This is a genomic window from Streptomyces sp. NBC_01669 (genome assembly GCF_026339735.1).
Taxonomy (GTDB): Bacteria; Actinomycetota; Actinomycetes; order Streptomycetales; family Streptomycetaceae; genus Streptomyces; species Streptomyces yanii.
Genome location: NZ_JAPEQG010000001.1, coordinates 8,593,726 through 8,611,936 on the forward strand (window position 1 = coordinate 8,593,726; position 18,211 = coordinate 8,611,936).

18 protein-coding genes and 2 pseudogenes are annotated in these 18,211 nt (G+C 70.4%); 15 read left to right on the forward strand and 5 right to left on the reverse strand.

The window, feature by feature from the left end; all coding sequences use genetic code 11:
- Positions 1-11: 11 nt before the first annotated feature.
- Both scpA and mutA read right to left on the reverse strand, forming a co-directional pair.
- Positions 12-2,213 carry a methylmalonyl-CoA mutase gene (gene scpA / locus OG972_RS38450; RefSeq protein WP_266989458.1) on the reverse strand — a complete coding sequence of 734 codons (2,202 nt, stop codon included), beginning with the start codon at positions 2,211-2,213 and terminating at the stop codon, positions 12-14.
- Positions 2,213-4,072: a methylmalonyl-CoA mutase small subunit gene (mutA, locus tag OG972_RS38455; protein WP_266989461.1), complete on the reverse strand. Its 1,860-nt coding sequence runs from the start codon at positions 4,070-4,072 to the stop codon at positions 2,213-2,215. The genes scpA and mutA overlap by 1 nt, the downstream gene beginning before the upstream one ends.
- A 393-nt stretch (positions 4,073-4,465) precedes the next feature.
- Between mutA and OG972_RS38460 the strand changes: the two are divergent.
- The 7 genes and pseudogenes from OG972_RS38460 to OG972_RS38490 form a co-directional block, all read left to right on the forward strand.
- A pseudogene (locus tag OG972_RS38460) lies at positions 4,466-4,842 on the forward strand (hypothetical protein); the annotation flags it as partial.
- Positions 4,843-4,966: 124 nt separating this feature from the next.
- A complete protein-coding gene (locus OG972_RS38465) occupies positions 4,967-5,395 on the forward strand; it encodes a DUF6325 family protein (RefSeq protein ID WP_266989463.1) in 429 nt (142 codons plus the stop codon).
- Between the two features lie 58 nt (positions 5,396-5,453).
- Entirely contained in the window at positions 5,454-5,795 is a 342-nt protein-coding gene (locus tag OG972_RS38470) for an SHOCT domain-containing protein (protein ID WP_266989465.1), read from the forward strand.
- Positions 5,796-5,919: 124 nt separating this feature from the next.
- Entirely contained in the window at positions 5,920-6,717 is a 798-nt protein-coding gene (locus OG972_RS38475; protein ID WP_266989467.1) for a tyrosine-protein phosphatase, read from the forward strand.
- A gap of 107 nt (positions 6,718-6,824) precedes the next feature.
- Positions 6,825-7,736 carry a hypothetical protein gene (locus OG972_RS38480; protein ID WP_266989469.1) on the forward strand — a complete coding sequence of 304 codons (912 nt, stop codon included), beginning with the start codon at positions 6,825-6,827 and terminating at the stop codon, positions 7,734-7,736.
- 60 nt (positions 7,737-7,796) lie between these two features.
- A complete protein-coding gene (locus OG972_RS38485; RefSeq protein ID WP_266989471.1) occupies positions 7,797-8,201 on the forward strand; it encodes a DUF1992 domain-containing protein in 405 nt (134 codons plus the stop codon).
- A 41-nt stretch (positions 8,202-8,242) separates the two neighbouring features.
- Positions 8,243-8,743: a GNAT family N-acetyltransferase gene (locus tag OG972_RS38490; RefSeq protein ID WP_266989473.1), complete on the forward strand. Its 501-nt coding sequence runs from the start codon at positions 8,243-8,245 to the stop codon at positions 8,741-8,743.
- Between the two features lie 71 nt (positions 8,744-8,814).
- On the opposite strand, the gene OG972_RS38495 is transcribed toward OG972_RS38490, so the two are convergent.
- The 3 genes from OG972_RS38495 to OG972_RS38505 all read right to left on the reverse strand — a co-directional run bounded on the left by OG972_RS38495 (position 8,815) and on the right by OG972_RS38505 (position 10,840).
- Positions 8,815-9,204, reverse strand: coding sequence for a VOC family protein (locus OG972_RS38495; protein WP_266989475.1), 390 nt, complete (start codon positions 9,202-9,204; stop codon positions 8,815-8,817).
- Positions 9,205-9,361: 157 nt separating this feature from the next.
- Positions 9,362-10,222: a VOC family protein gene (locus tag OG972_RS38500; RefSeq protein ID WP_266989477.1), complete on the reverse strand. Its 861-nt coding sequence runs from the start codon at positions 10,220-10,222 to the stop codon at positions 9,362-9,364.
- A gap of 252 nt (positions 10,223-10,474) precedes the next feature.
- On the reverse strand, positions 10,475-10,840 hold the full coding sequence (locus OG972_RS38505; RefSeq protein WP_266989478.1) for a DUF6479 family protein: 366 nt from the start codon (positions 10,838-10,840) through the stop codon (positions 10,475-10,477).
- Positions 10,841-11,174: 334 nt separating this feature from the next.
- On the opposite strand from OG972_RS38505, the pseudogene OG972_RS38510 reads away from it, so the two are divergent.
- The 8 genes and pseudogenes from OG972_RS38510 to OG972_RS38545 form a co-directional block, all read left to right on the forward strand.
- Positions 11,175-11,333: pseudogene (locus OG972_RS38510) on the forward strand (polysulfide reductase); the annotation flags it as partial.
- Positions 11,330-11,716, forward strand: a complete 387-nt coding sequence (locus tag OG972_RS38515; RefSeq protein ID WP_266989479.1) for a hypothetical protein — start codon at positions 11,330-11,332, stop codon at positions 11,714-11,716. The pseudogene OG972_RS38510 and the gene OG972_RS38515, both read left to right, overlap by 4 nt.
- Before the next feature lie 137 nt (positions 11,717-11,853).
- On the forward strand, positions 11,854-12,381 hold the full coding sequence (locus tag OG972_RS38520; RefSeq protein WP_323135966.1) for a 2Fe-2S iron-sulfur cluster-binding protein: 528 nt from the start codon (positions 11,854-11,856) through the stop codon (positions 12,379-12,381).
- Complete coding sequence (locus tag OG972_RS38525) at positions 12,378-13,364, forward strand: xanthine dehydrogenase family protein subunit M (protein ID WP_266989480.1); 987 nt, start codon at positions 12,378-12,380, stop codon at positions 13,362-13,364. Before OG972_RS38520 ends, OG972_RS38525 begins: the two co-directional genes overlap by 4 nt.
- Before the next feature lie 18 nt (positions 13,365-13,382).
- Entirely contained in the window at positions 13,383-15,482 is a 2,100-nt protein-coding gene (locus tag OG972_RS38530; protein WP_266989482.1) for a xanthine dehydrogenase family protein molybdopterin-binding subunit, read from the forward strand.
- A gap of 28 nt (positions 15,483-15,510) precedes the next feature.
- On the forward strand, positions 15,511-15,744 hold the full coding sequence (locus OG972_RS38535) for a hypothetical protein (protein WP_266989484.1): 234 nt from the start codon (positions 15,511-15,513) through the stop codon (positions 15,742-15,744).
- Positions 15,745-16,075: 331 nt separating this feature from the next.
- Positions 16,076-16,543 (forward strand): ATP-binding protein, encoded by a 468-nt coding sequence (locus tag OG972_RS38540; protein ID WP_266989486.1) that lies wholly within the window; start codon positions 16,076-16,078, stop codon positions 16,541-16,543.
- Between the two features lie 220 nt (positions 16,544-16,763).
- The gene (locus OG972_RS38545; protein ID WP_266989488.1) at positions 16,764-18,191 is read left to right on the forward strand and encodes an NADP-dependent succinic semialdehyde dehydrogenase; all 1,428 of its coding nucleotides are present in this window, start codon (positions 16,764-16,766) and stop codon (positions 18,189-18,191) included.
- Positions 18,192-18,211: the final 20 nt, after the last annotated feature.

Below are 18,211 nucleotides of genomic sequence, written 5' to 3' on the forward strand. Positions count from 1 at the left end.
GGGTCAGCGGCTCACAGCTCATGGCCGAGCGCGGCACCGAGCCGCGTCACCAGATCGAAGGCGGCGTCGGGGATCACCGTGCCGGGCGGGAACACGGCCGTCGCACCCGCCTCGTGCAGCGCCTCGACGTCCTGCGGCGGGATCACCCCGCCCACGACGATCATGATGTCGTCGCGGCCTTCGGCGGCCAGCTCCTCACGGAGCGCCGGCACGAGGGTGAGATGTCCGGCCGCCAGCGAGGAGACACCCACGATGTGAACGTCCGCCTCGACCGCCTGCCGCGCCACCTCCGCCGGCGTCTGGAACAGCGGGCCGACGTCGACGTCGAAGCCCAGGTCGGCGAAGGCCGTCGAGATCACTTTCTGACCCCGGTCGTGGCCGTCCTGGCCCATCTTGGCGACCAGGATGCGCGGACGGCGCCCCTCCGCCTCCTCGAACCGGTCGACCAGCGTCCGGGTACGGTCCACGGAAGGTGACTCCCCAGCCTCGTTGCGGTACACACCGGAGATCGTACGGATCTGGCCGGCGTGCCTTCCATACGCCTTCTCCAGAGCGTCCGAGATCTCGCCGACCGTGGCCATCGCGCGGGCCGCGTCGACCGCGAGCGCCAGCAGATTGCCGTCGAGGCCCTGGCCGGGACCGCGCTCGGCAGCCGCCGTCAGTGCTCGCAGCGACGCCTCGCAGACCTCCTCGTCGCGCTCCGCGCGCAGCCGCCGCAGCTTCTCGATCTGCTGGGCGCGCACCGAGGAGTTGTCGACCTTGAGCACATCGATCTGCTCATCGGTCTCCACCCGGTACTTGTTGACCCCGATCACCGGCTGCCGCCCGGAGTCGATCCGGGCCTGCGTGCGGGCCGCGGCCTCCTCCACCCGGAGCTTCGGGATGCCCGCGTCGATGGCCTGCGCCATCCCGCCCGCCGCCTCGACCTCCTCGATGTGCTGCCACGCCCGTCGCGCCAGGTCGTACGTCAGCTTCTCGACGTACGCGCTGCCGCCCCACGGGTCGATGACCCGGCCGGTACCCGACTCCTGCTGCAGCAGCAGCTGGGTGTTCCGGGCGATCCGCGCCGAGAAGTCCGTCGGCAACGCGAGGGCCTCGTCGAGGGCGTTGGTGTGCAGCGACTGCGTGTGCCCCTGGGTGGCGGCCATCGCCTCCACACAGGTCCGTGTGACGTTGTTGAACACGTCCTGCGCGGTGAGCGACCATCCCGATGTCTGCGAATGGGTGCGCAGCGACAGGGACTTGGCGTTCTTCGGCTCGAACTCCTTGACCAGCTTCGCCCAGAGCAGCCGGGCCGCCCGCAGCTTCGCGATCTCCATGAAGAAGTTCATGCCGATGGCCCAGAAGAAGGACAGCCGCGGTGCGAACGCGTCGACATCGAGACCGGCGTCCCGCCCGGCCCTCAGATACTCCACCCCGTCCGCGAGGGTGTACGCCAGCTCCAGGTCGGCCGTCGCACCCGCTTCCTGGATGTGATAGCCGGAGATGGAGATCGAGTTGTAGCGTGGCATCTTCTGCGAGGTGTACGCGAAGATGTCGGAGATGATCCGCATCGAGGGCTTCGGCGGATAGATGTAGGTGTTGCGGACCATGAACTCCTTGAGGATGTCGTTCTGAATGGTCCCGGCCAGCTTCTCGGGCGGTACGCCCTGCTCCTCGGCGGCCACGATGTACAGCGCGAGTACGGGGAGCACCGCGCCGTTCATCGTCATCGACACCGTCATACGGTCCAGCGGAATGCCGTCGAACAGCTGGCGCATGTCGTAGATCGAGTCGATCGCCACGCCCGCCATGCCGACATCGCCGGTCACCCGCGGATGGTCGCTGTCGTAGCCGCGGTGGGTCGGCAGGTCGAAGGCGACGGAGAGTCCCTTCTGCCCGGCCGCGAGATTGCGGCGGTAGAAGGCGTTGGACTCCTCAGCCGTGGAGAAGCCCGCGTACTGTCGGATCGTCCAGGGCTGGTTGACGTACATCGTCGGGTAGGGACCGCGCAGATACGGGGCCATACCGGGGTAGGTGCCGAGGAAGTCGAGCCCTTCCAGGTCACGCCCGGTGTACAGCGGCTTGACCGAGATGCCCTCCGGCGTCTCCCACAGCAGATCGCCTTCGGGGTCGCCGGTGGACTCCTTCACCGCTGTGCGCCACTGGTCCTCGGACCCCTCGGCGCCGGTGCCCGGCCCGAGTTCGATGTCGGAGAAGTCGGGGATCCGCATTACGCCACACCCATACGGTCGAGAACGGAGGAGAGTACGGCCACCACATCGCAGCCCGCGAAGACGTACGCGTCGACATCGGGATACTCGGCGGGCCGGCCCGCGAGGAAGACCCGCTGCGCACCGGCCGCGCGCAGCGCCGAGGCCACGGCACCGGCCTGCTCGGCGTAGAGCGCGTCGCTGGAACAGAGCACCGCCAGACCTGCCCCACTGGCGGCGAAGGCTCCGGCGGCCGTCGACGCGTCCACCGACACCGGGTCGTGCACGGGCTCGATCCCGCCCGCCTGGAACAGGTTGGCGGCGAACGTGGCTCGCGCGGTGTGCGCCGACGCGGGTCCGAGCGCGGCGAGGAACACCCGTGGGCGGCTGCCCGTCGCCGCCAGATGGGCGTCCGACCGCGCGCGAAGCGCCTCGAACGCCTCGTCACGACGGACCACGGGCAGGCCGCCCGACGCGCCACCGGCGCCGGGAGCCGTCTCGCGCTCCACCGGACGCTCCGCCAGCTGAGGGAACTCACTGACCCCGGTGATCGGCTCCTTGCGTCGCGCCAAATCCTTGCTGCGCTCCGCCCAGGTGGCCGCCAGCCGCTCACCGACCAGGCCGGAGCCCAGCGCCGGGGCCTGGCCGCCCGCACGCTCGATCTCCTGGAAGAACGCCCAGGCTGCGTCGGCGAGTTCGGATGTCAGTCGCTCCACGTACCACGAGCCGCCCGCCGGGTCGATGACCCGGGCCAGATGCGACTCCTCCAGCAGGATCGTCGACGTATTGCGGGCGATGCGCCGGGCGAACGCGTCCGGCAGACCCAGCGCGTGATCGAACGGCAGCACCGTGACCGAGTCGGCCCCGCCGACTCCCGCGCCCAGACACGCCAGCGTTGTCCGCAGCATGTTCACCCACGGATCGCGCCGCGTCATCATCACCGGCGACGTCACCGCGTGCTGACGCTGCGCACCGGCGCCCGGAGCCCCGCACACCTCGGCCACCCGCGCCCACAGCCGACGTGCCGCCCGCAGCTTGGCGATGGTCAGGAACTGGTCGGCCGTCGCCGCGTACCGGAACTCCACCTGCGCGCAGGCCGCCTCGACGGAGAGCCCCGCCCCGGTCAGCGCACGCAGATAGGCCACACCCGTGGCCAGCGAACTGCCCAGTTCCTGGGCGGCCGAGCCACCGGCCTCGTGGTACGGCAGCGCGTCCACCGTCAGAGCCCGCAGCCCGGGGTACTCCTTCGCGCACCGCTCCGCCCAGTGCACGGCGGCCGTCAGATCCGGAGCATCGCCGCTGCGCGCCGCCTGCCCCAGCGGATCCGCGCCGAGACTGCCGCGCACCGATGCCGCGGCAACCCCGCGCGCCTGATACAGCCGGAGCAGTTCCGTTGCCGCGGCGTCGAGTTCACCGCCCGCGTCGATCGCGAGGGGAGCCAGATCGAGGTAGACACCGTCCAGCGCCCGCGCCAGACCGGACACCGGCACACCCGAGGTACCGCCGACCGTCAGCCACAGCGACGTGACACCGTTCTCCAGATCCGCGAGCACGGCCTCGTTCAGCCGGGCCGGATCCGTCAGGCTGTGCCGCTGCCTTACGTCCCAGCCGCCCGCCACGTTCCCCGCGGCCTTGCTGCCGCGGGTGAAGGGAGCGAAGCCCGGATATCCGGCATCGGGCGCGTCATCGCGCGAGGTGTAGAGAGGGCGGGTGATGAGCCCGTCCTCCACCGTGGTGGACAACGCTTCCTCGGCGGCCGAACCCGCGACATCCTTGCCCGACTTGCGCAGCACACCTTCGACAAGGCTCTGCCACTGCTCATGGGCTGGATCAGGGAACTCGGCGGCCAACGAAAGCCCGTCAGCAGGCAGGACCGTCATGCCTGGATGCTAGGCGAAGGCTCAGATGAGCAGCAGGGGGACCGCCTGTGACCTTGCCCTCTCCCAACGCGCTTGATCCAGTACGGACAGTGGCGTAGTCGGAGAGCCGTCGAGACCTTGGCGTTTCCTCAACCCGTGCCGGGATGTGCTCCACGGATCTGCCGCCTGCATCGCAGTTGCGAGATCATTCTCAATATCTTGTCGCATATGCGGTCCCGCGCGTGTGGGCGGGCGGTGCGCCTGCCGGGGGCCCTGATACGGCCCGCCGCTGGGTGACGCCGGAAGGGGCGCGACCCATCGCGCCGAAGGCGGATGACGTCTCACCGGCGGCCGGGACCTGGCACGTTCTCCATCGGGGCCGGTCAGGCAGGGAACGGCGAGGATGGAACGTGTGGCCTCATCCCGCGCGCGCCGGGGCCGCGCTCCGCCTCGGCGTCACCTCGCCGGCCCCGCACCGTCGCGGTGCCGCCTGGGCGGCCCGGAACGGCGCACTCTTTCGGCACCGGAGCCACCTGTCCAACACGGCGTATGGCCCCCGCACCCATGACGTCGCCCGGGGCGAGGCCCGCCGCGAGGCGCAGCAGCGGCTCGACGGGCCCGGGGTCGGCCACCCCGCCCACCGGTCGTCGTGGGTGGCGCGGATGCTCGGGCGCAACGCCTGGCCCGGTACCGGCGCGCCCGACGGGAGTCCCGCGCTCGCGGACGGTGGCGTCGTCGCCGACGAGGTAACGGAAGGGAAGCGGAGCCTCGTGATCATTGCCTCGGAGGCCACCCCCGTCGCGCTCCGCCCGTGGCGGCCGCAGAGGTCGCCGCCACGGGCAAATTGTCACAGTGCGGCGGTAAATAACCGAAGTTATGCTGCTGACATTCCATCCCTCACGAGAGGAAACGCCCGTGACTGTGGGACCAGTGGAGTACCTCGTCGTCGCATTCCCCGGCAGTCATTTCACCGGGGCCATCGCGCCGGCGCTGGCGGACGCGGTCGCCTCGAAGGCGGTGCGGATTCTCGACCTCACGTTTGTGTACCGCGCCGAGGACGGCACGCTCGACATGGTCGAACTGGAGGACCTGGACCCTGATGACCTGGTGTCCTTCGAGCCGGTCGAGGGAGTGGTCAGCGGCCTGCTGAACAGCGAGGACATCCGCGCCCTCGGAGAGAGCGTGCCGCGGGGCAGCTCCGCCGCGCTGATCGTGTGGGAGGACCTGTGGGCGGTACCGCTCACGGAGGCCGTTCGTGCCTCGGGCGGCCGGCTGGTGGCCCATGAGCGGATCCCGGCCGACGTCGCGGAAGCGGCAGTGGCCGCCTCCGGTTCCGCCGGCTGAACCCGCCCCGCCCGCCAACTGTCGTCATCACCGCATCGCACTGGAAGGGGCGCACATCATGCCGATTTTCCGAGGACCGGGCATGAACCGCCGCGGACCGGGACTGCTGGGCACGGTCGCGCGCACAGCCGTCGTCGCCGGAACCGCATCGGCGGTCGGTGGACGGGTCCAGAGGCGTCAGCAGGGGAAGTGGGGAGCCCAGGAGGTGGTCGCACAGCAACAGGTGGAGGAACAGCGGGCCGTACAACAGCAACAGTCCATGCAACAGCAGATGGCGCCGTCCGCGCCTGCGGCGGACGGCCTCCTCGACCGACTGGAACGGCTGGCCGAGCTGAAGAAGCAAGGCGTTCTGACCGAAGCCGAGTTCGAGGCGCAGAAGGCGAAGATTCTGGCAGGCTGACCCGGCCGCCGCCCACCGCCCCGTTCCCGGCGTTTTCCTTTGTCGATCTCCCGGCAGCCTGCGAGTTGATTCGGCCGAGCCGAATCAATTCATCAGCCGTGTCCGGAGTAAGGGGAAGTCCATCGTGCAGACCGCCAGGCCCGTTCCGGCAGCCACCGTCATCAATATGCGCGACCTCGGCGGCATTTCGTTGGGTCCCGACCGCCGCGTCCGGCCCGGTGCTGTAGTGCGCTCCGGTCAGCTCAGTGAGCTCGACACGGTGCACGACCCGGCAGTGACCGCCCTCGGTATCCGCACGGTCGTCGACCTGCGGACCGCGGATGAGCGCACGGCGGCCCCGGACCGTCTGCCGCCGGGAGCCCGGCTGTTCGTCGCCGACGTCCTCGGTGACAAGCCGGGCGTGGCACCCGCCCGGCTGCGCGCGCTGCTCGCCGACCGGGTGGCCGCGGACGAATTGCTCGGGGGCGGAAAGGCCGAGGAACTGTTCGCGCAGACATACCGGCAGATGGTGCTGTCGCCGGGCGCCTCGGCCGCGTACCGGGCCTTCGTCGAGACGGCCGCGGACGACGGGGCCCGTCCGGTGCTCTTCCACTGCACGGCGGGCAAGGACCGCACCGGCTGGGCCACCGCATTGCTCCTGCTGATGGTCGGGGCGTCGCGCGAGGTCGTACGTGCCGAGTTCCTTGCCGTGAACCCGGTGGTGCGGACCGCCTTCCGTCCGTATGTGCAGGGCTTCCTGGACGCAGGGGGCGACCCGGAGATCGCCGCCGCGATCATCGAGGTCCGCCCCCGCTATCTCGACGTCGCCCTGGATGCCATGGACGAGCGGTGGGGCGGACTCGACGGATATGTGCGTGACGGGCTGCGGATCCCCGAGCCCGTGGTGGAGCGGCTGCGAAGCCGGCTGGTGGTCTCCAACTGATCCCGGAACCGGTCGTCGACAGGGGATCCGCGGGTTGACTTGATACCCCTAGGGGGTATGTTGTTGGCCTGTCGGAAGCGCCCGCTTCCCCGTCGATGGAGGCCGTCATGAACAACGGACTGAAGATCACCGTCTTTGCCGCCGCGCTTGCCGCGACCTTCGGGACGGCGTACGGCGTCGGCAAGGGGGCCGACCCGCTGGTCTCCACCGGCGCTCACGCGCCGCAGCAGCACAGCGGCCACGGCGCCACCGGGCGGGACGGCGCCGCCGAGCACGGGCCCGGCGGACTGCAGATATCCGAGGACGGCTACACGCTGGCGCTCGACACGCCCGCGGTCGCCGCGGGCGGCCGAACCGGGATCCGGTTCGCGATCGAGGACGACGCCGGTCGCAAGGTCACCGCCTTCCGGCGCGAACACGGCAAGGAACTGCATTTCATCCTCGCCTCGCGCGACCTCACCGAGTACCGGCATCTGCACCCCGTCCGCGCGGCCGACGGCACCTGGTCGACCTCCGTCGATCTGCCGAAAGCCGGTGACTACCGGGTATTCGCGGACTTCACCCCGGCCGCCGAAGGCGCCGAGAACCTCACGCTGGGCGCGGATCTCCCGGTCTCCGGCACCTACCGCCCCGCCGCTCCGCCCGTCGCCCGCACCACGGCCGAGGTCGAGGGCTACCGGGTCGCCCTCGGTGGCGAACTCCGGGCCGGCCGGGAGAGCGAACTCGAACTGACCATCAGCCGCAACGGAAAGCCGGTCACCGATCTGCAGCCCTATCTCGGCGCTTACGGGCACCTGGTCGCCCTGCGCTCGGGCGACCTCGCCTATCTGCACGTCCACCCGAACGACGGCGGTCCCGGACCGGCGGTCTCCTTCACGGCGACGGCGCCCAGCGCGGGCACGTACCGCCTGTTCCTCGACTTCCAGCACGAGGGGAAGGTCCGCACCGCCGCCTTCACGGTCGAGGTGGAACCCTCGGTGAGGACCCGGATCGGGGCGAACAGCGGGCACCAGCACTGAGGGGTCGGCCCTCGGTATCGTGGGGGGACGGGATCATGGGTTCTCCGAGAGGGGCGTACGGTGACCGAGCGAAAACCCCCGGGCGTCAGCTTCGAATCATGGGTCGACAAGCAGATCCGCGATTCCGAGGAGCGCGGCGACTTCTCCCAACTGCCGGGTTTCGGCAAGCCGCTGTCCGATATCGACCGCCCGTACGACGAAGCCTGGTGGATCAAGGCGAAGATGCAGCGCGAAGGCGTATCGGTGCTCCCGCCGGCCCTGGCCCTGCGTAAGGAGGCGGAGGATGTGCGCGAGGCGGTGTCCGGAGCCCGTTCGGAGGCCGAGGTGCGCCGGATGCTCACCGAGGTCAACGAGAAGATCGAGGCGGCGATCCGGCGGCCGCCGCCGGGGCCGCTGCTGAATCTGCGCCCGTTCGACATCGACGCGGTGGTCGGGGAGTGGCGTGCCGGACGCGGCTCGGTGTAGCTAGGGCGGCGGTCCGTCCATTGATACGTAATACTCCCTCTATGAGATCGAGTGTTACGCCGTCGAGTGGCGAGGTGGGTCGCGGAGCGGTGCGGGTCCGGCAGGCGACGGTGAGCGACGCGAAGCGTCTCACCCGACTGGTCAGGAACTCCCGTGCCTACGAGGGGCCTTACGCGCCCATGGTCGCCGGATACCGGGTGGGAGCCGACTACATCGAGGCTCATCGGGTGTTCGTCGCCGTCGAGTCGGCAGAGTCCGGTTCCGGCCGCCTGCTCGGCTTCTACTCGCTGATCCTCGACCCCCCGGAACTGGACCTCATGTTCGTCGCCGACGACGCCCAGGGCCTCGGGATCGGCCGCCTGCTCATCGGGCATCTGTGCGGCGAGGCGCGGAATGCCGGACTCACCGGCGTCCGCATCGTCTCGCATCCGCCTGCTGAGGGCTTCTACCGCAGTGTGGGTGCCCGGCGGACCGGCACCGAGACGGCCCGTCCGCCCGCCGTGATGTGGGACCGGCCCGAGCTGATGCTCCCGGTCGGCTGACGGACCGCAGAGGGGTCCGGCCGGGACCCGGATACCCGGTCCCGGCCGAACACCTCGTGTGCCGGGCCCCGCTACGAGGCGAAGCCGCCGTAAGGACGCGTGATGATCTCCATGGCGTGGCCGGCGGGATCGAGGAAGTAGATGCCCCGTCCACCGTCATTGTGGTTGATCTCGCTCGGATGCTTCCGGTGCGGATCGGCCCAGTAGGTGATCCCGAGCTCCTTGATGCGGGCGTACGCCGTGTCGAACTCCGCCTCCGAGGTCAGGAAGGCGTAATGCTGTGCGGTGATCGATTCGGTGGGAATGGTCGCGAAATCCAGCGTGACCCCGTTCGCGGTGGCGACCGGGATGAACGGACCCCATTCCGCGCCGATTTCCAGACCAAGGATGTTCGCCAGGAATTCGGCGGATTCCCGGTTGTCCCGGGCGTGAATGATGGTGTGATTCAACTCGACTGACACTGTGGAATGCCTCCAACGGGCATCTCACGGGCACCTCCACGCCTCACCCGGCCGGTGACCGACGCGCGATGCCGTACCCAAGATCGTAGGCGAGCGGCGCCGGGCCGTCGAGTGAGTACGGCGGGAAGGGATACGGAACAGTTCCTTCCCAGCCGGTCTATGCGCCCTCCGCCACCTCCTCCACCTCCGTGACCTCCACGATCTCCGCAGTCGGGTTCCGGACGTCCGTGACCGTGAACAGTCCACCGTCCGGATCCAGCAGCGTGGCCTCGCTGCCCTCGGTCGTCGACCGCTCCTCGACGACCGAGCCGCCGTGCTCGCGCGCCGTGGACACCGCCGCCGCCACATCGTCCACCGGGAAGTGGACCTGCCAGTGCGGACGGATCAGCGGATCGGGTGCCGCCTCGACCGCCCCGGAGCTGATGCGGGCGAGCTGCCTGCCGCCGCACTCCACGATGACCTCGTCCTTTGCGTACGACACCTCGCAGCAGCCGGGGCGTCCGGTCGCCCAGTCGAGGACCTCACCGTAGAAGATCGCCGCTTCGAAGGCGCTCCTGGTGCGCAGCCGGAGCCATGCGTGCGAGTAGTTGTCCGGCGCCGGGGGAGAGGTCGCCGGCTCCGTGCGCTCCCAGAAGCCGAACACGGCGCCGTCGCGATCCGCCGCCAGAGCCCCGCGCCCCTTGCCGAGGGCCAGCGGCCCCACCGCGACCGTTCCGCTGCGTTCGCGGATGCGTGAGGCGGTCACGTCCGCGTCCGGAACGGCGAAGTAGGGCGTCCAGGCGACCGCGACCTGATAGGCGGTCGCCACCGCGGCGATGCCGGCCACGGGCACGTCGTCGCGGCGCGCCACGGAGAACTCCTGGCCCAGCTTGCCCGCACGGAAGGTCCAGCCCAGGACGGCGCTGTAGAACCCCTGCGCCGATTCCAGGTCGCGGGTCATGAGGTTGACCCAGCAGGGAGCAGCCGACCCTGTGAGCGCAGCCGGCGCGGACACCGTCCTGGGTTTGCTTCCGGTCATGGTCCCACTGCCTTCATCGGGTCTGCGGCATGCGTGTGCCGGTGGCCGTCGGGCCTCTACCAGCCTCACTTCGGTCGCCCGCTCCCGCAACACGCATCGGCGCGCGGGCCGCAGAAGCTCGCGGAGCTGTTCGGCGGTCGGACCGGGGACCGGAACGAGACACTCGTGGGGATCCGCCGACGGGCCGGGCAGGACAGTGGGCCCGGGCTTCCCCCGGTCACAGGGACGGAGTCGGTCGCGCCGGATTCCGCTTCAGTCGCGTGGCTCGTCCTTCTCCCGCGGAATGGGCTCGTTCCCGTGCTCCCGGGGAATGGGCTCGTTCCCGTGGTCACCGAGTTCGTAGGGCCAAAGTCCCCGTCCGTCGGCCGGGAAGCTGTCGTCACCGTGGATGTCGCGCTCTTCCAGGTGGGTCCGGTGGTCCGGCCGCGGCGGCTGCTCGTCGGGCCGGGGCGGCGGCAGTTCCTGGTCCCGGCGCCGCATTCCCAGCCAGAAAGCACCGATCAGCACGGCCACCAGGGCCACTCCGACAATCGGCATCACCACCCCGGTCGCGCCCCGTCCGTCCGCAAGGGGCAGGGCCAGGGCCAGGGGACTGAGGGCTCCGTTCGAAACGTCCATGCATGCCGAATACCCCGACACGAGGATGTCACTCGGCAATGTCTGTCAATTCATGTTTTAAGTGGACATAGGTTGAAAAAAGTTTCGTTGCTCAGTGGCCCGATGGCCGAGCGGTGGACATGCTTGTTCCTCCCTCTGGCGGAGCGGTCTGCCCGGACGTCGTTTCCCGTCGGGTTCGGCGGCGCGGGCTTCACCGCTGCCGCGCACATCCGCCGCCGTCCTTCTCGTGTCGCCGACACTCAGCCGTGGGGTGAGCCTGGAGAGGGTTCCCGATTCACCGATCAGTCCGTGGCGCGGCGCCGCGGAGCGGCCGTGCTCGGGAACCGCCGGGGCGGCCGCCGTCGGCGCCGGTCTCGCGCTGCTCGCGGGTTCGGCCCGCGCACGCTTCGGGATCTTCGCGACCGGCATCGCGTCCGCCGAGGATCCGGTCCACACCGCAGGTCCCCGGCGCGGCAACCTGCGGCAGAACTCCGAGCGGAAGGAACCCCGGTGAACAGCACACAGTCGCAGACGGAGGAGTATCGGCACGGAAAGGAGGTGTCGGTCGCCATCAGCGGATGCGCGAAGGATGACGCACGAACGGTCTTCGACGTCCTGCGGGCCGCCTTCGCCACTGACCGGGCTTTGGTGGACGTGCCGCAGGACCTGGCGGGAAAGCGCCCCACGGTATGGACCATGACCGTCGACGTGTCCGAGGCGCGGGTGGTCTCGGGTCCCGTCGTGCTGGGCGAGCCCGTGAAGGTCGATGTGCAGGGCGGTTACTGGGCGGTCGAGGAGCTCAGGAAACACCTGGCGGACGCCTTCACGGTGCAGGTCGTCGGAACGGTCTCCGGTGACCAGGAGGAGGAGGTGCGCCTGCGGCTGGAGAGCCGGTAGGGCGCAGAACTGTACCGGCGTGGGGGCGATGAACCCGAAAAGCCGATGCGCATCTGGTACAAAGCACGCAAAGTCACATTGATGAGAGGTGTGAGCGCGTGGATCCCACCAGCGAGCGGGAGAACAGTTCCGGACAGCTGGGGGAGACCCGCCACCGTTCCGCCGTGGCGCTGCACATCAACGGCACGCCACGGACCCTGACACTCGATCACCGCACGACCGTCCTGGACGCGCTGCGCGAACATCTGGGCCTCACCGGCGCCAAGAAGGGCTGTGACCACGGTCAGTGCGGGGCGTGCACCGTCATTGTCGACGGCCGGCGCGCCAACAGCTGTCTGCTGCTCGCCGTCGCGCACGACGGGGCCCGCATCACGACTGTCGAGGGCCTCGCCGACGGTGACCGGCTGCATCCCGTCCAGGAGGCATTCCTGGCCAGGGACGCCCTGCAGTGCGGCTACTGCACACCCGGTCAGATCTGCTCGGCCGTCGGCATGCTCGGTGAAGCGGCGGACGGCTTCCCGTCCCACGTCACCGAGGACGGCGGGGACGGTTCCGCCCCGGCGCGGCTCACCGCCCCCGAGATCCGGGAGCGGATGAGCGGCAACCTGTGCCGCTGCGGCGCCTACCCGCGCATCGTCGAAGCGATCGAGGACGTGGCGTCGTGAAACCGTTCGGATATCTGCGCGCCCGCACCACTGACGAGGCGGTCAGCGCGATGACCCGCCACCCGGGGGCCGTCTTCCTCGGCGGGGGCACCAATCTGATCGACCTGATGAAACTCGGTGTGGCGACCCCGGATCTCCTCGTCGACGTCAGGGGGCTGCCCCTGGACCAGGTGGCGGACACCTCCGACGGAGGTCTGCGCATCGGTGCGACCGTACGCAACAGTGACCTCGCCGCCCACCACGCCGTGCGCACCCGCTACCCCGCCCTGTCGCAGGCGCTGCTCTCCGGAGCCTCCGGGCAGCTCCGCAACACCGCCACGACCGGCGGAAACCTGTTGCAGCGCACCCGATGTCCGTACTTTCAGGACATCTCGAAGCCGTGCAACAAACGGGTACCGGGCATCGGCTGCCCCGCTCGTGAAGGCACCCACCGCGACCTGGCGGTCATCGGCCACTCCGAGGCATGTGTCGCCACCCATCCGTCGGACATGGCCGTCGCCCTGGCCGCCCTCGACGCCACGGTCCAGCTGTACGGGCCGGACGGCGAGCGGAGCGTACCCGTCACCGACTTCCACCGCCTGCCGGGAGACACTCCCGACCGCGACACCGTGATCCGGCCGGGCGAGCTGATCACCGAGGTGCTGCTGCCGCCGCGTCCCGAGGGCGCCGTCTCCGTCTACCGCAAGGCCCGCGACCGTGCCTCCTACGCCTTCGCGCTCGCCTCCGTCGCCGCGGTCGTCACCGCCCGCGACGGCCGCATCGAGCACGCAGCACTGGCCTTCGGCGGGCTCGCCCACCGCCCCTGGCGCGCCCGCGCCGCGGAAGAGATCCTCCGGGGCGCCGCCACCACCGACGACACCTTCACCCGGGCCGTGGACGCCGAACTGGCGGCCGCCCGGCCGCTGCGCGACAACGCATTCAAGGTGGAGCTCGCCCGCAGCCTGGCCGTCGACGCGCTGGCCGCACTCACCACCCGCAACTGAGGAAGTGGACTTCCCACCATGAGCGACGCGCCCCAGCCGCTGGGCAGCCCTGTGGTCCGCCTCGAAGGCCGGGACAAGGTCGTCGGCGCCGCCCGCTACGCCGCCGAGCACACTCCGCCGGGCTGTCTGTACGCCTGGCCCGTACCGGCCACCGTCGTACGCGGCCGGATCACGGCGATCCACACCGACGAGGCACTCGCCCTGCCCGGCGTGCACACCGTCCTCACCCATGAGAACGCCCCGAAGCTGAAGCAGCCGGACGACCCGGTCCTCGCCGTCCTCCAGGACGCCTGGGTCCCGCACCGGGGCCGGCACGTTGCGCTCGTGGTGGCCGACACCCTCGAATCGGCCCGCGCCGGAGCCGAGGCCGTCCGGATCGAGTACGAGAGTGCCGGGCACGATGTCCTGCTCGACGAGGACCACCCGGGCCTGTACACACCGCAGACGGTGAACGGTGGATACCCCGCCGTTCGCGAACGGGGCGACTTCGACCGCGCCTTCGCCGTGTCCCCCGTACAGATCGACGCCACATACACGCTCGGGCCCCTCCACAACCACCCCATGGAACCGCACGCCGCCACCGCCCATTGGACGGACGACGGGCAGCTGACCGTGTACGACTCCAGCCAGGGCACCGGAACGGTTCGCGACGCCCTGGCCACCGTGTTCGGGCTCCGGCCCGAACAGGTCACGGTCGTGTCCGAACACGTCGGCGGCGGCTTCGGCTCCAAGGGCACCGCGCGCCCGCAGGCGGTGCTGGCCGCCATGGCCGCGCGCCACACCGGACGCCCCGTCAAGCTCGCCCTGCCGCGGCGCGAACTGCCCGCCGTCGTGGGCCACCGAGCCCCCACCGTGCAGCGCGTCAGACTCGGCGCGGAACTCGACGGCACCCTCACCTCGCTCGCCCACGAGATCATCACCCACACCTCCACGGTCAAGGAGTTCGTGGAACAGGCGGCCGTACCGGCCCGCACGATGTACTCGTCCGAGCACAGCCGCACCGCCCACCGGGTGACCGCCCTGGACGTGCCCAGCCCCTCGTGGATGCGGGCACCCGGCGAGGCCCCCGGCATGTACGCGCTGGAGTCGGCCATGGACGAGCTGGCCGTGGCCCTCGGTATCGACCCCGTCGAACTGCGCCTGCGCAACGACCCCGCGTACGAACCCGACACCGGCCGCCCCTTCAGCAGCCGCGGCCTCGCCGCCTGCCTGGAGGAGGGCGCCGCACGCTTCGGCTGGTACGACCGCGATCCGAGCCCCGCGGTCCGAATGGAAGGCCCACTGCTGCTCGGTACGGGCGTCGCCTCCGCCACGTACCCCGTATACATCGCCGGCTCCAGCGCCTCGGCACACGCCGCCGCCGATGGCACCTACCGCATCAGGATCAATGCCACCGACATCGGCACCGGCGCCCGCACCGTCCTCGCGCAGATCGCGGCGTCCGCGCTGGACACCCCCGTGACCGACGTCCGGATCGACATCGGCAGCAGCGCGCTGCCCGAAGCGCCCCTGGCCGGCGGTTCCGCGGGTACGGCCTCCTGGGGCTGGGCCGTGCACAAGGCATCCACCGCCCTGGCACGCCACCTGCGGGAGCGCACCGGACCCCTGCCCGACGAGGGCGTCACGGTCACCGCCGACACCGCCCAGGACGCAGCGGTGGAATCCCCGTACGCACGGCATGCGTTCGGTGCGCACTTCGCCGAAGTCGCCGTCGACACCCGCACCGGTGAGGTCCGGGTGCGGCGCATGCTCGGTGTCTTCGCCGCCGGACGCATCCTCAACTCCCGTACCGCACGCTCCCAGTTCATCGGCGGCATGATCATGGGGCTCGGCATGGCACTGACCGAGGGCAGCACGATCGACCCCGTCTTCGGCGACTTCACGCAGAACGACCTCGCCTCCTACCACGTGCCCGTCTGCGCCGACGTCCCGGAGATCGAGGCGCACTGGATCGACGAGGACGACCCGCATCTCAACCCGATGGGCAGCAAGGGCATCGGCGAGATCGGCATCGTCGGGGCCGCGGCCGCCATCGGCAACGCGGTGCGGCACGCCACCGGAGCCCGGCTGCGCAACCTCCCGCTCACTCCGGACAAGCTGCTGCCGTATCTGCCCTGACGCCCGGTGAAGCGCGGGTGGACCACTGGTGGCCGCGTTCGACGCCGACTGGAAGCCGCAGGGCGGCCGGAGCGTGGGCATCGTGCTGGTCGGCGCCCCGGTGGCGCTCGGACTCGCGGCACTGATCTCGCTGCTGACCGTGGGCCGTACTCGCCTGCTCCTGGCGGTACTTCGAGGAGCCGCACCGACGGCACGCCGGGTCGTTCCCCGCCTCGGGGGCCGGCGGGGCTGCCGGCCGTCGCGCTCGGCGCCCATGCCGTAGGGCGCCCCGCGGCATGGGCGGCAGACCGGTGGACGGAGCCGCTGCGGCGCCTTCACTCGGGGCACATCGGCAACTACGTGACCTGTGCGCTCATGGGCATGACACTGCTCGCCACACTGGCCCTGCCCGCCCTCTTCCAGGGCCGAGCAGGCTTCCGGGGACAGCCTCCCGCCCCGTGGCCACGGCCCCGTCGGCCGACGTGTTGCGCAACCGGTCCTACCGGGTCACCCTAAGGAGTGACCTAACAGTGACATCTGCTCACTCTTTGTGTTCGGGGGGTCGTTGGTTCAACGAGCGAAGCAGGTGGGCCTCGATGTGAGGAGCCTCGACGATGACCGTTCCACTCGACCGGCACTATCTGGTCGAACTCCAGGTATCGGCAGAGCGCGTTACCCAGGTGCGACGGATCGTCGCCGCGCATCTGCGCCACTGGAGCCTCGAACTCCACATCCGGCCGGTGTGCCGGGGTGTGGAGGAGTTGCTGACCAACGTCCACCGGCACGTCGGTGACGACAACCATTGCGTCGTCGAACTCCGCTGGTCCGGACGGCACCTCACGGTCTCCGTCGCGGACAACAGTTCGGAGATGCCGCGGCTGCTCAGCACCGGCGGCGGTGGTCTCAGCCGTGTGATGGCCCTGAGCCACAGCTGGGGCACCTGCCGGACTCTCGACGGCAAGGTCGTCTGGTTCACCCGCTACGCCGAGGCGCCGCGGAGTACCGATCTGCTGCCCCGCACGCCGCTGCCCGGGGTACGCGAGTTCCTGCTGCCGCCCGTCTCCGAGCCCGCCCTCGTCTGACGCGGCCGCCGCTGCCGGCCCCACGAAACAGGCAGCGCGCATTCCGATCCGGACCGGTACGCGGGTCCGTACGCGAAGAAGACCGCCCTGCCCACCGGCGCGGATGACGTGCTCACAGCACACATGGTCCGCGCCGGTCGGGTATCCGCACGAGGGTCCGCGTTGCGCGACGGGGCGTGGCGAGGCACGGTCGAAGAACCGAGGCAAGGAGGCCACAGTCATGCCCATCGCGACGGTCAACCCCGCGAACGGCGAGACCCTCAAGACGTTCGACGCACTGGGAGCCGCGGAGATCGAACGCAGGCTCGCGGCCGCGGACACCACGTTCCGGGAGTACCGCACGACCGGGTTCGGCGAACGGGCCCGCCTGCTGAACCGGGCCGCCGACCTCCTCGACGAGGACCAGCAGGACATCGCCCGCACCATGACCACCGAAATGGGCAAGCCCGTCAGGGCGGCCCGTGCGGAGGCCGCGAAATGCGCCAAGGCCATGCGCTGGTACGCGGCCGCCGCCGAGGAACTTCTCGCGGACGAGCACCCGTCGGCCGGCGATGTGAGCGATGCCGGAGCCTCCCGGGCCTATGTCCACTACCGTCCGCTGGGCCCCGTCCTCGCCGTGATGCCGTGGAACTTCCCGCTCTGGCAGGTCGTACGGTTCGCGGCCCCCGCGCTCATGGCGGGCAACGTCGGCCTGCTCAAGCACGCGTCGAACGTCCCGCAGACCGCCTTGTACCTGGAGGACCTGTTCCGCCGGGCAGGTTTCCCGGCAGGCTGCTTCCAGACGCTGCTGGTCGGGTCCGGGGCGGTCGAGTCCATCCTGCGTGACCCCCGGGTCGTCGCCGCCACCCTCACCGGGAGCGAGCCGGCCGGCCGCGCGGTCGCGGCGATCGCGGGCGACGAGGTGAAACACACCGTGCTGGAACTGGGCGGCAGCGACCCGTTTCTCGTCCTTCCCTCGGCCGACGTGCGGCAGGCCGCCCGTACAGCGGTGACCGCCCGCGTGCAGAACAACGGCCAGTCCTGCATCGCCGCCAAACGGTTCATCGTGCACACCGATGTGTACGACGAGTTCGCCGAGGAGTTCACCGCAGGAATGCGCGCTCTGAAGGTCGGCGACCCGCAGCAGGAGTCCACTGACATCGGCCCCCTCGCCAGCGAACAGGGCCGCACCGACATCGAGGAGCTGGTGGACGACGCCGTAGGGCAGGGAGCGACCGTGCTCTGCGGTGGCAGCCGGCCCACCGGTCTGGGCGCGAGGCTGGACCGCGGCTGGTTCTATGCCCCCACTGTCCTCAGCGCGATCACCCCGGCCATGCGGATCCACCGCGAGGAAACCTTCGGCCCCGTCGCCACGCTGTACCGGGCCGCCGACCTGGGCGAAGCCGTGGCCCTGGCCAACGACAGCCCCTTCGGTCTCAGCTCCAACGTATGGACACGTGACCCCGACGAAAGCCGTCAGTGCGTGCGTGATCTGCAGGCGGGTGGTGTCTTCTTCAACGGCATGACGGCCTCCCACCCCGCACTGCCCTTCGGTGGAGTGAAGCGCTCCGGCTACGGGCGGGAGCTCGCCGGGCACGGGATTCGCGAGTTCTGCAATGCCACGACGGTCTGGTACGGACCCGAGGCGGACGAAAGCCGGTCCGCATAGCTGCCCCGTGACGCCGGCCC

What these genes read in the sequence shown, in the direction of transcription:
- OG972_RS38530 (WP_266989482.1), top strand. Translation starts at nt 13,383, where the DNA reads ATGAGCGACGCGCCCCAGCCGCTGGGCAGCCCTGTGGTCCGCCTCGAA.
- scpA (WP_266989458.1), bottom strand. Translation starts at nt 2,213, where the DNA reads ATGCGGATCCCCGACTTCTCCGACATCGAACTCGGGCCGGGCACCGGC.
- OG972_RS38540 (WP_266989486.1), top strand. Translation starts at nt 16,076, where the DNA reads ATGACCGTTCCACTCGACCGGCACTATCTGGTCGAACTCCAGGTATCG.
- mutA (WP_266989461.1), bottom strand. Translation starts at nt 4,072, where the DNA reads ATGACGGTCCTGCCTGCTGACGGGCTTTCGTTGGCCGCCGAGTTCCCT.
- OG972_RS38545 (WP_266989488.1), top strand. Translation starts at nt 16,764, where the DNA reads ATGCCCATCGCGACGGTCAACCCCGCGAACGGCGAGACCCTCAAGACG.
- OG972_RS38500 (WP_266989477.1), bottom strand. Translation starts at nt 10,222, where the DNA reads ATGACCGGAAGCAAACCCAGGACGGTGTCCGCGCCGGCTGCGCTCACA.
- OG972_RS38490 (WP_266989473.1), top strand. Translation starts at nt 8,243, where the DNA reads ATGAGATCGAGTGTTACGCCGTCGAGTGGCGAGGTGGGTCGCGGAGCG.
- OG972_RS38470 (WP_266989465.1), top strand. Translation starts at nt 5,454, where the DNA reads ATGCCGATTTTCCGAGGACCGGGCATGAACCGCCGCGGACCGGGACTG.
- OG972_RS38505 (WP_266989478.1), bottom strand. Translation starts at nt 10,840, where the DNA reads ATGGACGTTTCGAACGGAGCCCTCAGTCCCCTGGCCCTGGCCCTGCCC.
- OG972_RS38480 (WP_266989469.1), top strand. Translation starts at nt 6,825, where the DNA reads ATGAACAACGGACTGAAGATCACCGTCTTTGCCGCCGCGCTTGCCGCG.